The organism is Pseudomonas sp. 7-41 (assembly GCF_021233075.1).
Taxonomy (GTDB): Bacteria; Pseudomonadota; Gammaproteobacteria; order Pseudomonadales; family Pseudomonadaceae; genus Aquipseudomonas; species Aquipseudomonas veronii.
Genome location: NZ_CP089551.1, coordinates 3742603 through 3756316, shown reverse-complemented (window position 1 = coordinate 3756316; position 13714 = coordinate 3742603). Strand labels below are relative to the sequence as shown.

The window sequence follows — 13714 nt, the reverse complement described above, 5'->3', positions numbered from 1 at the left end:
TCAAGTAACAGTTTGAGGTGTCGAGGGCGAGGCACAGCCATTGAGCACGCTAGGGTTAGAGCAGCCCTTCGTTATTCAGCTTCAAGCGCGCATAGAAGAGAATCGCAACCGCGGGAATCAAGGCCGAGTAGCCGGGCTTGACTGCACTTTTCAGGTTCGTAACCGCCGCCTTGATGCGCTCGGTCGAAACCAGATGAGTGAGGGAGGGCAGTCGCGTTGCAGATGCCAGCGTTAGCTCCTTGTTCTTACTGGTCAGCGTTGAGTGCGCCTTGCGATACACAGGGGCCGGTGCGCTAGGGGTCGAGAAGTAAGACGTAACGGTCAGGCTTGCCGCCAACGCATCGACCTGCTCAAAGTAAGCTTTCTCGGACATGACCTCCAAATGCTGGGCAATGTCGTGTTTTGACGCGAGTACATGACCCTCACCGAAAGAAGAGTGGAAGCATTTGCTGATGAGCAACCCCTCCATCTCAATCACCCGAGCACAATCGTGCAACTCGTCTACCAGGTCGTAGTGTTCTGTCAGCATGAGCAGGATCTGTAGATACTTGAGACCGCGTCTACGCGCCAGGTTGGCCAAGCAGTGGCCGCCCAGTAGTTGGAATTCCTTGGTCAGCAGATACAGTGAATGGTCGGTCTCAAGGGTCGTCCAACTGCTGCTACGCAGGTGCTTGGCGACTTGATTGCGGATTCGATCGCTGGTCAGTTCGAGCAGGTCATAAATGAAATGGTCGGTCACGACCGGATCGGGATTCTTGATGATCAGTTGGGGCTGATTCGACGCCGGCAGGCCACTTTTGTAGCCATGGAAGCCTGATGCCCTGAGTACTTGCTCCAGACGCGGCCAATAGTCTGTATGACCGAAGGACTCCATCCGAACGTTTTTGCAGTTACCGATTGGCTGGCGACCCGCGCTGCTTTCGCCCATATTCAACCGCAGAACGTCGTCATCTTTTGAGTAAGCATTGTACAGCCTGCAGTTTGTGCGCTTGCGGATGGCTCGAGCCTCGTCTCCCGACAATTCGGCAGCCGCCGCCATCAACAACACATCGCCAATTTCAAGATCGTGATCAGTTGGCCTGTCGAGTAGATCGAGTAGCGCACTCACGACGACCCGCCCGCCGAGCGAGTGCCCGACCAGATTGACCTTCGACACGTAGGGGTGATGTTTGAGCAGGTAGCCCTCAAGTTGCGAGAGCAGTGTCTTGCCCATGGCGGTGGCGCGCTTGCGGCTGGTGTTGAAGTGGACGGCGCGATCGGCCACTGCTGCCGCGGTACCCGCGAAGATGTTCAACCGAGCCATTGCCGCCACGCTACTGCTGGATAACTTATCGAACTGGCTCCAATGACCGGAAGGCCAGAACGCAAAGATGTTGATGCACTCGTGGAGGGATGACGGGATACATTTGCTCAGCGCGCACCGGTCTTCTATATCGTGGCCGGCTGAGTAGCCGTGGATAAAGATGTTGGCGACCTCGCCGGAGCGGTGGGGCAGGGTCAAGAACTTGAAGTTGTGGCTCACGCGACGTCCTTGTAGCAAATCGTAGATGAGCGAATGGTGGCATTTGGCTATTGCTGTTGTAAACGGATGTTTAGGTACAAAGGCGCGGGGCTAGACCTCTACTCAGTAGGGCCTGAACGTGGCTTGCTGCTTATTCGTCCCGAAAACGCGGTGTTAGCAACCCATGAGGCCGACAGGCAACACCGCGCGTATCCCGCCGCCTTGAGAACGCCATTCAAGCCCTCCGCGCCATCAGCAACACCGTCGCCGCCGCAGACAACAACCCCGCGCAGCAGCGATTGAACAACCGCTTGCCCCGTGGCTCGGCGAACCAGCGGCGCATGTGCAGGCCCATATAGGCGTAGAGGCTGATGGCGATCCATTCCAGCACCAGGAACAGTGCGCCGAGCAGGGCGAACTGTGGGGTGATGGGCTGGCCGGGCACCACGAACTGCGGGAGAAAGGCGGTGAAGATCAGGATGGCTTTCGGGTTGCCCGCCGCTACCAGAAACTCCTGACGCGCCAACGCCCATGTTCCTACCTTGGCCGTAACCGATTCGCTCTGCGCCTGCGGATCGGCCCGCCACAGTTGCAACGCCAGATAGAACAGATACGCCGCACCGACGATCTTGATCGCGTAGAACAACAACTCCGACGTTTGCAGCACCACCGCCAACCCGGCGGAGGCGAGGGCGATCATGCCGGCGAAGGCGAGCAGGCGGCCGATGCCGGCGAGGCAGGCAGTGCGGTAGCCGTAGCGCGTGGCGTTGCTGACGGACAGCAGGTTGTTGGGACCGGGTGCCATGTTCAGGGCGAAGCAGGCGGGTAGGAAGAGGGCGAGGGTGGTGAGGTCCATGGCGGTTCCGGGTTCTGGCGGGGAGGGTCGAGGATAAAGGGGCTTGAGGGGGGAAGACAATCCAAGTCCTAAAGTTTGCCCCCTTGACGTCGATAACCGCTGTGAACCACTCAATCATGGACCGATGAAATGGTACTTACCCTCAGTTCTACCTATATCCCGTCCGCCAATACCCACCTTACGCCTGCCGACCAGATACTCGTGGCCAAGCCTCTGACGGACCTCGCGAAGGATGCCGTGGCCAGCGCCGGCCCGGCGGCTGTCTACCATCCCAGCGCAGACGCTGAACCAATGCAGTCGCTGGAGGCTATCGATACGTGGGTCGGCCGCTCGGCATCACGAGCGCTTCCTCGGATCATCGAGATCGCCAAAGGCGCGCAAAGCGTGCTGAACGCCACGTTCAAGACATTCCAATCAACGCTCGCGGCGACTTATCCGGATTTGGCCGGCACGAAATATGGCTTTACGGTGGAGGCCGATGGCGCGTTGAAGGTGCTCAATGAAGCCGGTCAGCTCAGCAGTTCGCAGAGCACGGATGAAACCCGTGTTCGTGCGTCTTTTGCGCCTGCCTGAAGATCGAGAACGGCTACCCGAGCGGCCTCATCAGCGTCAGAAACTGTACTTCGCCGTTACCCCAAAGCTGCGCGGGTTGCCGTAGGTGTCGGTGGAGCCCCAGATCGGGCTGTTGCCGATCGCCGAGTAGTAGGTGCGGTCGAAGATGTTGTTGGCGTTCACTTGCAGGTCCAGGTGCTGGTTCACTTGGTAACCGGCCATCATGTCCGCCACCGCGTAGCTGCCTTGCTCCAGGCGATAGCTGCCGTTGGTGAGGGCGATGTCGTTGTACATGCGGCTCTGCCAGTAGACGTTGCCACCGATGCGCAGTTTTTCCAGCGGGCCCTGGAAGCGGTAGGACGTGGTGAGTTTGAACAGGCGTTCCGGTGTATCGGAGCTGAAGCGCTGGTTGTCATTGGCCGGGTCGCTGTCCTTGATGAAATGCGCGCGGGTGTAGGTGAAGCCGCCGCCGACTTGCCAGTTTTCGGTGAGGGCGCCTTGCAGTTCCAGGTCGATGCCCTGGCTGCGCACCAGGCCGGCGGCTGCGTAGCAGGTGAGCACCGGGCAACCAGCCTGGGTGGCGGCGGTGGTGGCGCGGTTTTTCTGGTCGATCTGGAACACCGCCAGGCTGGCGTTGAGCGCACCGTTGAAATATTCGCCCTTGATGCCGACTTCGTAGTTTTCGCCCACGATCGGTTCCAGCACCTTGCCCGAGAGGTCCTTGCTGCTTTGCGGGTTGAAGATGTCGGTGTAGCTGGCGTAGACCGAGTGGTGCTCGTCGAGGTCGTAGATCACCCCAGCGTAGCGCGTCAGGTTGCGGGTGACTTTGTAGTCGCCGTCCTGGCTTTGGCGGTCGTCATAGTCGTACCAGTCCAAGCGTGCGCCGAGGATCACCTTGAGCGGGTCGGCCAGGTTGAGGCGCGTGGTCAGGTAGACGCCGTCCTGGGTGGTGAGGGTGTGGGTTTTGCCGTTGCGCTGGAAGTCGGGTTTGGCGCCGTTGAGCGGGTAATTGGTGTCGTAAGGGCTGTATTCCTTGGAGGTGGCGTCGTAGATGCGTTTGCTGGTGCCGACCACCACTTCGTGGGTGCGGCCGAAGGCGTCGACCGGGCCGCTGGCGAAGGTGTCGAAGGCGTACTGTTTGTCGTCCTGATGCGACTGGTAGGCGGTGCGCGCCAGCTCGGTCTGGTAGCGCGATTGGTAACTGCCGGTGAACACGCCGTCCAACTGCGACGCGGAGCCGGCGACGTTGAGTTTCCAGCCATTGTCGAAGCGGTGCTGGACGTCGCCGAATACAGTGTTGATCGTCAGCTCCTTGTTTTCCCAGTCGCTGCCGGGGTTGGTGGAGCGGGGCAGGTTCAGGTGATGGCCATCGGTGCCGATGGGCAGGCCGCCCCAGAAGAAGTTGGTCTGGTCTTCCTGCCGGGAGAAACCGAGGGTGGCAGTGGTGTCTTCGCTGAGGTCGGCTTCGCTGATCGCGTAGAACAGGCCGTGGTCGCTGGTTTCGTTGTCGCGGAAGCTGTTGGCGTCGCGGTACGAGCCGACGACGCGGCCGCGCAGGGTGCCGCTGTCGTTCAAGGCGCTGGAAGCATCGAGCTCCATGCGATAGTCATCCCAACTGCCGGCCGCGCCAGTGATCGACACCTGCGGCGTAGCGGTGGGGCGCTTGCGCACGAAGTTGATCGCCGCCGAAGGGTTGCCGGCGCCGGTGACCAGGCCGGTCGCGCCGCGGATCACTTCGACCCGGTCGAACATCGCCAGGTTGGGCTGCACGCTGTTGGCGTAGCCCGAGTAGGCGCTGGGCAGACCATCGAACATCATGTTGTCGATGTCGAAGCCGCGCGAGCTGTAGGTCTGCCGGCCGGGGCCGCTGGACTGGCTGAGGAACAGGCCGGGGGTGTTCTTGACCACATCGTTGACGCTGGTCATGGCCTGGTCGTCCATGCGCTGGCGGGTGATCACGGTCACGGCCTGCGGGGTTTCGCGCATGGTCAGCGGCAACTTGGTGGCTGTGGCCATAGCACCGGTGGTGTAGGACTGGGTGCCTTCGGTGGTCTCGCCGAGTGCCTGGCCGCTGATCTCGGTGGCGCCCAGTTCAAGCGGTGCCGCGGCCTTTTCGGTATCGGCCGCCAGCGTTGTCTGGGTGCCGCTGAGGCAGATGGCCAATGCCAATAGGCTGGGTGAAAAACGCGTACCGACAGGTTGTTGAACGGACATGAATCTGAGCCTCCCCCGAGCGCCATCCATGGCGAATAATAAACGTATTGATAATTATTCGCGTGAGTGTGGCAGATTGAATCCGCGCAAAAAAGACTTGGGGGAGAATTACTTAACAAATTTTTCACATCTGTCGGGGGGACAGATCACCCTCCCAGCGCGAAATCATCCGCCGCTGCGTGGGCTCGCGGGTGCCAATGGGCTGGCGCTCAAATCGACGGCACCGCGAAAAAAATCGCCGTCAGAATTCCATTCGCAGGCCCACGGTGCCTTGTCGGCCGTTGAGCATCTGACTGTCCAGGTTGCGGTTATAGCCGACTTCGCTGTACAGGCTGACGCCCTTGGCCACTTCCAGCGTGGCGCCCAGACTCAGGCCCAGGGTGGTGGATTTCTGTTCGGTGTCGATGTCTGTCACATGGTTAAAGGTGACGGTGTTCTGCCCGGCGGCGCTGTGCCAGATATTGGCCCGCGCGTAGGGCTGCAACGGCAGGCCACGGACCTGATAGTCGCCGCGCAGGCGTATGCCCAGGCGCGTGGTGACGTTGGTGTCGGCGTTGTAGGCCACGTCGGAGATGCCATCGTTCTGACTGTCCAGTTTGGTTCGGCTCAGGATCAATTGAGCCTGCGGTTCAACCACCCAATCGGCGGTCATCTGGAACGGCCTGCCGACCTCGACGGATGCGGCGACGTTGTGTCCACGGGTTTTCATCTTCACCCCACGGTCCGATTCGTTATTGCCATCGAAACGGGTGCCCATCAGCACCAGATCGAGGTAGGCCTGGTTGGCGCCGATCAGTGTCCAGTAAACGCCCAAGCTGTCACCGCGCAAGGTGGTGTTGCCAGCGGCCTTGTCTTGCCAGCCGCCGTTGAAGCCTTTCACGTCACCTTTCAAGCGACTGTGGCCGACGAAGAAGCCGACTCGCTGCACCGCGCCGTTGGCGGTAGCGCTCGCGTACACGTCGGTACCGATCTGGAAGGCGGAGATCGAACTGTCCAGCGTCGGGCTCACCGTGCCGGCAAAGCTCTGGCGGCTGCTGTTGCCATACACACGCCCCCAACCGGCAGGAAACGCACCGGCCTGCTGTTGTTGGCGCTGATCGCCCATGCGTTCGTGATAGGTGCCGAGCATGGCCTGTACGATTTGTTGCGCGGCAGGAAACAACACCGCGTAGATCGGTACTTCCGGGCGATAGATCGGGATCGGCGTGAGGCCCGGATTGGTCGGCAGTTCAGGGGTGCCCACCACCGGTTCGGGGAGCGGCGTCACCGGGCCCGGCAGCGGCGCCACCGGCACTGAAGAGCGCAGGTAGTAGTTTTCGCCCGTGCCCGCGTTGTCGCCCCCTTTGAACAGGTAGTAGTCGAAGGCGCCTGCGGAAACCCGGTTTGCCAGGGTGAACTGGGTGCCGGCGCCGCTGGCGCCGTTGATTGCGCGGACCACCTGGATGCCGTCCTGCACGGTTTCGGCCCCCGGCCCGGCGAGATTGGTCACGCTGATAGCGGTGGTGCCGCTGATCTGGCCCGTGCCGATCACCAGCAAATCGCTGGGTGAGCCGTCGCTGCCCAAGACGCTTTGCAAGGCGAGTCGGCCAGCGTTGCCGTTGTAGTTCCCGTTCACCGTCAGGGTGTCGGTGGCGCTGGTACTGCCGGTGGTCATGTCGATCAGGCCGCCGTTGTTCAAGGTGACGGATTGGCCGGCGGTAAAGGGGTCGATCGAACCGTTGGTGACAGTCAATTTGCTCGAACCGTCGAGGCTCATGATGCCGCTGCCGGTTGCGCTGTCGCCCAGCACGAAGGCACCGCCCAGCTTGAGGTCCGAGCCGTTATCCAGCAGCACCTGTTCCCAGCCGGTATAGCGTGCGGGGACGTCGGTCTGGGTGTTGTCGAATGTGAGCGTGTCGTTACCCAGGCCACCATCCACCAAGGGGTTGGAGGACAGCGACGTTTCGTTGAGGTTTTTCAGCAGCGCGGTGTCGTCGTCGGCGCCCATGACGATCAAGCCGTTGACCTTGCCGCCATCGTGCCAGATCAACTGGTCCTTGCCGAAACTGGCGAGGATTTGCCCGTTGACCGTGCCGCCGCTGACTTCAATCAAGTCATCGCCGCCGCTGGTGCTGATGTTGCCGCCGATGTAACTGGTGCCCGAGACGAGAATATGGTCATTGCCGAACCCGGTGACCAGATTGCCCAGGATGGTGCCGCCTTGCATGTCGAACACGTTGTTATCGAGCTTCATATCGACCCGGCCAATGGTGCCGCTTCTCATCGTGGCTCGGTCGCCATCTTCAAACGCCCCGGTGATGACCCCGCCGCTCATGTTGAAGGTGTCCAGGCCATCGCCCTGGGCCAGGGACGCGATGGTGCCGCCGCTCATGGCAAAGCTGTCGATGCCGCCGCCTTGGCTTATTGCCCCCGCCTGCCCACCGGTGATCTGTACCACATCCGCGCCTGCGCCTTGGGTGACCGAACCGGTGACGGTGCCCAGGTTGAGGCGGAAAATATTCGCGCCGTCGCCTTGGTTCAGCGCACCGTTGAGCGCCGCCGTCGGCCCGTTCACGTCCACCAGGTCGTTACCCGCACCAAAGGTGACATTGCCGTTGATGGCGCCGCTGCCGCTGATATTCAGGGTGTTGTTGCCACCGGTGTCGGTAAACCCCGGTGCCGAGGCACTGTCGCAGGTGGAGATATCGTCGCCGGCGCTGTTGTTGATCGTGCATGCGCCATAAGAGGGGAGTGGCCACGCCGTCACGGCGATGATTGAGCTGATGCCCAGGTACAACAAAGAAGATGTTGGTGCGCGCATGACCCGTCCTCGTTCGAAGGGAACATCTCCCGGCACCTGGACAAGCAGGTGCGTTCGGACCATGGCAACAACGAACGATACGGATCAGGGAGTACCGGTTACCCGATTCTGAAAACATCGGCCAATGCAAAGGGTTGGCATGGCTTTCTCGACTGCGCCTTAAGCAGTGCAGGTTTTTTGCACCTTAGTCGCACATCAAACGGGCCGCCACTGTCAGAAATAACAGGTATAGACGAGTGGATTTCTAGACGAACACGATCTCATAGGGCTCGCGCATCCGCTCCAGCAACACCTGGGCGAGCATCGGCGCGAGCCCGATCTCCGGGTCTCCGGCCAGTTGGCTGGCATAGGCATGGGCCGCATGCAGCTTGCGCGCCACGCTCCAGGTGTCGAGGCGCACCTTGCGCGCACGCTGCCAGGGGATCATCGAACCTTCGCGCGCCGTCCAATGCCAGGCCCAGATCGGCAGCTCATACAGACGTGCCCCGACCAGGCTGCATGCCTTGGCGCTGGCACGGCCGACGGCGTCGTGGTCGGCGTTGCCGTCGTTGCGCCAGGTGCTGAAGACCACATCGCCGGGCTGCAGATATCGGGCGATGAGTTGGCTCATGGGGTGTTCGCTGGCGGCCAGCGCGTCATCGCGAAAGCCGCCGCGAATCCACTTCAGGCTGTGCAGCGGCATGCCCAGCCGGCGCAGCGCTTCGACGCTTTCCTGGGGCCGCACCACGCTCAAGCGCCTCGCCGGCCAGACATTCGAGCCGGGGTGGCTGGCGCTGCCGTCGGTGATGGAAATCAACAGCATCGGGTGTTCGAGGGTGCTCAGCCGTTGCAGCAAACCGCCACAGGCCAACACTTCATCGCCGGGGTGGGGCGCGACGATGACCACTCGCGCACCCGCAGGCACCAGCGAGTGAGGATGAATGGCGGGGATTTGCGCCAACTGCGGGGCACTGTTCCAGATCTGCGCTGGACCGCGGCGGCTTTCGCTGAGGGAGGCGGGTTTCATGGCGGGCACGTCCTTGTCAATTGATGCTGGGTCGTAGCCCGTGGACGGGACGACGCTCTTTTTAGTCGCCGCAGGCTCCGCTGCAGCGATTGCTCGGCATTTCAATCCTGGATTGCCAGCAAGGCGTCCTCAGCATAGACAAGGATTCGCTGCTTTCACATCTTGTAACTTCGATTTTTTTTAACGGGCCCGTTTCAGGCCGCTCAACGCAGGCCCTCATGGGTGGCGACCGACGTACCGTCGCGGCTCCAGAGGTCGAGCAGGAAGTCACTGTCGTGGTGCCGCGCAACACACGGCATGGCCAGCCGTTGCTCGAGCAGCGCGTGCACTTGGGCGGCGGTTTGCGGGCAGCCGTCGATCGGCGCGCGCCAGTGACAGGCCAGCAGTTGACCGTCGTCGCTCAGCGCGGCGAGGGCGCAGTCGATCAGGCGGGTGAGGTCATCGGCGTCGAGGTAGTAACACAGCTCGCTCAGCACGATCAGGTCGAAGCGGCCGTCAGGCCACTGTGCGGGCAGGCGACTCTGCTGCACCTGGGCATGGGGAAATCCCATCAGACGTGTCTTGGCCAGGGCCACTGCTGCGGCCGCGGTATCGCAGCACACCAGGCGGTCACAACGCGGCGCCAGTTCGACGCTCAGTTCACCATTGGCGCAGCCGGGCTCAAAAATCGCGGCGTAACGCGGGCGGGTCAACAGCGCCAAGGTCAGCGCGCGCTTGCGCTGCTCGTACCAGCGTTGACGGAAGGCCCAAGGGTCATCGTTGTCGGCGAACAGCCGATCAAAATACGGTGTCGCCACGCTCATACAAACACCACTTCAAAAGGCTGCAGCAAACGCTCGACGACATACGGTGCCAGCACCGGCGGCAAGCCGATCTGCGGATCGCCCTCCAATTGGCTGGCGAACGCGTGGATGGCATGGCGCTTGCGCGCGACGACTTGGCAACTCAGCGGGAGTTTGCGCGCGCGATGCCACGGTACCTGGCTGTCTTCCGGGGTTGCCCAGTGCCAGGTCCACACGGGCAACTCGTACAGGGTCGCGCCGACCGCCAGTGCGGCACTGGCACTGGCGCGGCCGACGGCTTCATGGTCGCAGTGGCCGTCTTCGCGCCAGGTGGTGAACACCACGTCCCTGGGTTTGAGGTGGCGCTCAATGAACGCGGCCAACTGCGCTTCGCGGGCGGCGACCTGGCTGTCGGTAAACCCGGCGCGCAGCCACTTCAACCGGTGCAGCGGCAAGCCGAGGCGGTGCAAGGCCTGGGCCGACTCCTGCGGGCGCACCACGCTGAGGCGCTCCACCGACCAGCGCCGCGAACCGGGGTGACTGGCGCTGCCATCGGTGACGGAGATCAACTGGATCGCCCGACCCAGCGCGGCCAAGCCTTGCAACAGGCCGCCGCAGCCCAGCACTTCATCGTCCGGGTGCGGTGCGATGATCACTGCGCGATGCCCTTCGGGTACCAACTGTTCGACGCTGATCGGCGCCAGTTCGGCCATGTGGGACGAGGTCTGCCACTGATGCAGCGACGTGCCCTGGCCCACGATCGGATTGGCTTTCATAACTGCCACCTCCCAGGTGGCTCGGCGGCAACCTGTTCACCGAGGGCGGCCAGGTCACGCTCGGCATGGCTTTGACGTACATACACCGGCAGGTCCGCCATCAGTTGGGCAAAGTGCGGATCTTTGCAAAAAGGCCCCGCACCGGCGGCGCGACCGACGTGGCGCATGACCTGTTCAACCGTGTCTTCGAGAGACGCGCGTACCTGTTGGGCCAGTTGCCTGGCATCGGCCAGCGGGGCGCGGTCGATCTGCCGCGCACTGGCGCGCAGCACGCAGGCGGCACTGTTCAAGGCGCTGTCGACCGCGCCGAGGTGGGCCAGGGCATGCGGTTCCGCACGCCTGTTGCACTGCTCGCGCAGCACTTCAGCCAGGCGTTGCGCCGCGCCATACCAGCACGCTGCGATACCGACGGCGCCTTGCCAGAAGCCGGGGCGGGCGAGGTAGTCGCCGGGACTGCCGATGGCAATCCCGCTGGCCGCCTCGAACAGGACATCGACACTGCCGGTGGCCGCCATGCCTACCGCCTGCCACCCCTCATCGGTCACGCAGATGCCGGGCTGGCCCATCTCCACTGCGACCAATTGCTGGCGATCCTCCTCGTCCCAGGCCGTCAACAACCCATGGCTGACCACCGCCGCCCCCGAACACCAGGCTTTACGCCCCTGCAGCACCAGACGATGGCCGTTGCGCCGCGCCCGCACCCTGGCCGTCGGCGGTTCTGCCGCCCACATGCCCCAGAGGCTGCCCTCCGGCGGCAAGGGGCTGCGCAGCTCGGCAATGATTGCCAAGGCATCGGTGTGACCTTCGAACAACTTGCACAAGCGCAGGTCGTGTCCGGCGACCTGGGCCAAGCGGCTGAACCGTTCGAGGGTCTGGCCGCTGCCGGGGAGCGGCAGGCGGTCCAGCCCCTCGGCCTGCAGCGCCTTCAAGGCCGCGCCCAGGGCCTGCGTGTCCGCATAGCCTTGGTAGCCTTGAAGGAATCCATGCAGGCCCATGTCACACCTCTTCGTCGTGCTGCAGTTCAAACAGCAGCAGCGAGCGCCCGGTGACCGCGTACTCATGGTGGAAATCAAAGCGTTCCTGCCCGCGTATCGTCGTGTCATGGGTGTCGAGCATGCAGGTCCAGAACTGGCCTTCCGGCACGGGGGGCAGGCGGAAATTGACCAAGTCGTGATGGGCGTTGACCACCAGCAACAACGTGGCATCGCCACCCGGACGGCGAATCCCGGTCTCCTGGGCGCGGCCATCCATCAGCATGCCCAGGCAACGGCCGTGACTGTCTTCCCACTGTTCGGTGCTCATCTCGTTGCCATCCGGCGCGAGCCAGGTGACGTCCTTCACGCCGATGTCTTCGTTGTAGTCGCCCACCAGGAAGCGGCCACGGCGCAGGATCGGGTACGTCATGCGCAGTTTGATCACGCGCTTGACGAACTTGAGCAGCGCCTTGCCGTCATCGTCCAGCTCCCAGTTGACCCAGCCGATCTCGCTGTCCTGGCAGTAGGCGTTGTTGTTGCCGTGCTGGGTGCGCGCGAACTCATCCCCGGCCACCAGCATCGGCGTGCCTTGGGCGAGCAGCAGGGTGGCGAAGAAGTTGCGCATCTGGCGCAGGCGCAGGGCGTTGATTTCCGGGTCGTCGGTGGGGCCTTCGACGCCATGGTTCCAGGACAGGTTGTTGTTGCTGCCATCCTGATTGTTTTCGTCGTTGGCTTCGTTGTGCTTGTCGTTGTACGACACCAGGTCATGCAGGGTGAAACCGTCGTGGGCGGTGATGAAGTTCACTGAGCTGTAAGGCCGGCGGCCACGGTGGTTGAACATCTCGCCGGATGCGGTCATGCGCCCGGCGAAGTCCGCCAGCTGGCCGTCATCGCCTTTCCAGAAGGCGCGCACGGTGTCGCGGAAGCGGTCGTTCCATTCCACCCAGCCCGGCGGGAAGTTGCCCACCTGATAGCCGCCGGGGCCGCAGTCCCAGGGTTCGGCGATGAGTTTCAACTGGCGCAGCACCGGGTCTTGACGGCAGGCGACGAGGAAACTGTGGCGCTCGTCGAACCCGTCACGATAACGGCCGAGGATGGTCGCCAGGTCGAAGCGGAAACCGTCGACGTGCATCTCGGTGGCCCAGTAACGCAGGGAGTCGGTGACCATCTGCAGCACGCACGGGTGGCTCAGGTCGAGGGTGTTGCCGGTGCCGGAGTCGTTGATATAGAAGCGCTTGTCGTCCGGCATCAGGCGGTAGTAGGAAGCGTTGTCGATGCCGCGCATGGACAGGGTCGGGCCGCGCTCGTTGCCTTCGGCGGTGTGGTTGTAGACCACGTCGAGAATCACTTCCAGCTTGGCTTCGTGCAGGTGCGCGACCATCTCCTTGAACTCGGCGATCTTGCCGCTGGCCAGGTAGCGCGGGTCCGGGGCGAAGAAGGCGATGCTGTTGTAGCCCCAGTAGTTGGTCATGCCTTTTTCCAGCAAATGCTGGTCGTTGACAAAGGCGTGTACCGGCAACAGTTCCACGGAAGAAATACCCAACTGGCGGATGTGCTTGAGCAGATCGTCTTCCATCAGCCCGGCGCAGGTGCCGCGCACGGCCTCGCCGACCGAGGGGTGACGCATGCTGATGCCGCGCAGGTGGGTTTCATAAATGATTGTGCGGTCCCATGGCACGCGCACCGGTTGGTCGTCGCCCCAGGTGTGCGCCGGGTCGATGACCTTGCACTTGGGCACGAAGGGCGCACTGTCGCGTTCGTCGAAACTGAGGTCGTCGTCGGGGTGGCCGATGGTGTAGCCAAACAGCGCCTCGGACCATTTGAGCTCGCCCACCAGCTGTTTGGCGTAGGGGTCGATCAGCAATTTGTGGTGGTTGAAACGGTGGCCGTTGGCCGGGTCATACGCGCCGTACACACGGTAGCCGTAAATCAGCCCGGGGTGGGCGTCGGGCAAGTAGCCGTGGAAGATTTCATCGGTGTATTCGGGGAGTTCGATACGTTCCAGTTCGACCACGCCAGCGTCGTCGAACAGGCATAACTCGACTTTGGTAGCGTTGGCCGAGAACAGGGCAAAGTTGACACCCAGGCCGTCCCAGGTCGCCCCCAGGGGGAAGGGCAAACCTTCGCGAATCCGCGATGGTTCGTGGGCCGGGGGGGCCTGTTTTTTATCGGCTTTGCTCATTGTGTTGCTCCTGCATGGGGCTTTTTTCGGGCCGAACGTAGCCCTGCTGACGAGGGGTCAGCTAATAATCG

The 13714-nt window shown here is 62.5% G+C and carries 10 protein-coding genes; 1 reads left to right on the top strand and 9 read right to left on the bottom strand.

Annotated features, from left to right (window positions below; genetic code table 11):
- Positions 1-55 precede the first annotated feature (55 nt).
- Together LQ249_RS16775 and LQ249_RS16770 are read right to left on the bottom strand one after the other, a co-directional pair.
- Complete coding sequence (locus LQ249_RS16775) at positions 56-1522, bottom strand: DUF726 domain-containing protein (protein ID WP_057004607.1); 1467 nt, start codon at positions 1520-1522, stop codon at positions 56-58.
- Between the two features lie 214 nt (positions 1523-1736).
- Positions 1737-2357, bottom strand: coding sequence for a LysE family translocator (locus LQ249_RS16770; RefSeq protein WP_046383605.1), 621 nt, complete (start codon positions 2355-2357; stop codon positions 1737-1739).
- Between the two features lie 129 nt (positions 2358-2486).
- On the opposite strand from LQ249_RS16770, the gene LQ249_RS16765 reads away from it, so the two are divergent.
- A complete protein-coding gene (locus tag LQ249_RS16765) occupies positions 2487-2930 on the top strand; it encodes a hypothetical protein (RefSeq protein WP_046383604.1) in 444 nt (147 codons plus the stop codon).
- Between the two features lie 36 nt (positions 2931-2966).
- Here the strand turns inward: LQ249_RS16765 and LQ249_RS16760 are convergent, their stop codons facing one another.
- The 7 genes from LQ249_RS16760 to glgX all read right to left on the bottom strand — a co-directional run bounded on the left by LQ249_RS16760 (position 2967) and on the right by glgX (position 13643).
- Positions 2967-5123 carry a TonB-dependent siderophore receptor gene (locus tag LQ249_RS16760; protein ID WP_232565684.1) on the bottom strand — a complete coding sequence of 719 codons (2157 nt, stop codon included), beginning with the start codon at positions 5121-5123 and terminating at the stop codon, positions 2967-2969.
- 241 nt (positions 5124-5364) lie between these two features.
- Positions 5365-7923, bottom strand: coding sequence for an autotransporter family protein (locus tag LQ249_RS16755; protein WP_232565683.1), 2559 nt, complete (start codon positions 7921-7923; stop codon positions 5365-5367).
- A 244-nt stretch (positions 7924-8167) separates the two neighbouring features.
- Positions 8168-8929, bottom strand: a complete 762-nt coding sequence (locus LQ249_RS16750; RefSeq protein WP_057004602.1) for a PIG-L deacetylase family protein — start codon at positions 8927-8929, stop codon at positions 8168-8170.
- Positions 8930-9132: 203 nt separating this feature from the next.
- Positions 9133-9732, bottom strand: coding sequence for an SAM-dependent methyltransferase (locus tag LQ249_RS16745; protein WP_057004601.1), 600 nt, complete (start codon positions 9730-9732; stop codon positions 9133-9135).
- Positions 9729-10487, bottom strand: a complete 759-nt coding sequence (locus LQ249_RS16740; protein ID WP_017846399.1) for a PIG-L deacetylase family protein — start codon at positions 10485-10487, stop codon at positions 9729-9731. Before LQ249_RS16740 ends, LQ249_RS16745 begins: the two co-directional genes overlap by 4 nt.
- On the bottom strand, positions 10484-11482 hold the full coding sequence (locus LQ249_RS16735) for a hypothetical protein (protein WP_057004600.1): 999 nt from the start codon (positions 11480-11482) through the stop codon (positions 10484-10486). The genes LQ249_RS16740 and LQ249_RS16735 overlap by 4 nt, the downstream gene beginning before the upstream one ends.
- Position 11483: 1 nt before the next feature.
- Complete coding sequence (glgX, locus tag LQ249_RS16730) at positions 11484-13643, bottom strand: glycogen debranching protein GlgX (RefSeq protein ID WP_046383598.1); 2160 nt, start codon at positions 13641-13643, stop codon at positions 11484-11486.
- Positions 13644-13714: the final 71 nt, after the last annotated feature.

Excerpts from the sequence above, each read along its gene's own strand:
- LQ249_RS16755 (WP_232565683.1), bottom strand. The coding sequence starts at position 7,923 with ATGCGCGCACCAACATCTTCTTTGTTGTACCTGGGCATCAGCTCAATC.
- LQ249_RS16740 (WP_017846399.1), bottom strand. The coding sequence starts at position 10,487 with ATGAAAGCCAATCCGATCGTGGGCCAGGGCACGTCGCTGCATCAGTGG.
- LQ249_RS16760 (WP_232565684.1), bottom strand. The coding sequence starts at position 5,123 with ATGTCCGTTCAACAACCTGTCGGTACGCGTTTTTCACCCAGCCTATTG.
- LQ249_RS16745 (WP_057004601.1), bottom strand. The coding sequence starts at position 9,732 with ATGAGCGTGGCGACACCGTATTTTGATCGGCTGTTCGCCGACAACGAT.
- LQ249_RS16735 (WP_057004600.1), bottom strand. The coding sequence starts at position 11,482 with ATGGGCCTGCATGGATTCCTTCAAGGCTACCAAGGCTATGCGGACACG.
- LQ249_RS16770 (WP_046383605.1), bottom strand. The coding sequence starts at position 2,357 with ATGGACCTCACCACCCTCGCCCTCTTCCTACCCGCCTGCTTCGCCCTG.
- LQ249_RS16750 (WP_057004602.1), bottom strand. The coding sequence starts at position 8,929 with ATGAAACCCGCCTCCCTCAGCGAAAGCCGCCGCGGTCCAGCGCAGATC.
- LQ249_RS16765 (WP_046383604.1), top strand. The coding sequence starts at position 2,487 with ATGGTACTTACCCTCAGTTCTACCTATATCCCGTCCGCCAATACCCAC.
- glgX (WP_046383598.1), bottom strand. The coding sequence starts at position 13,643 with ATGAGCAAAGCCGATAAAAAACAGGCCCCCCCGGCCCACGAACCATCG.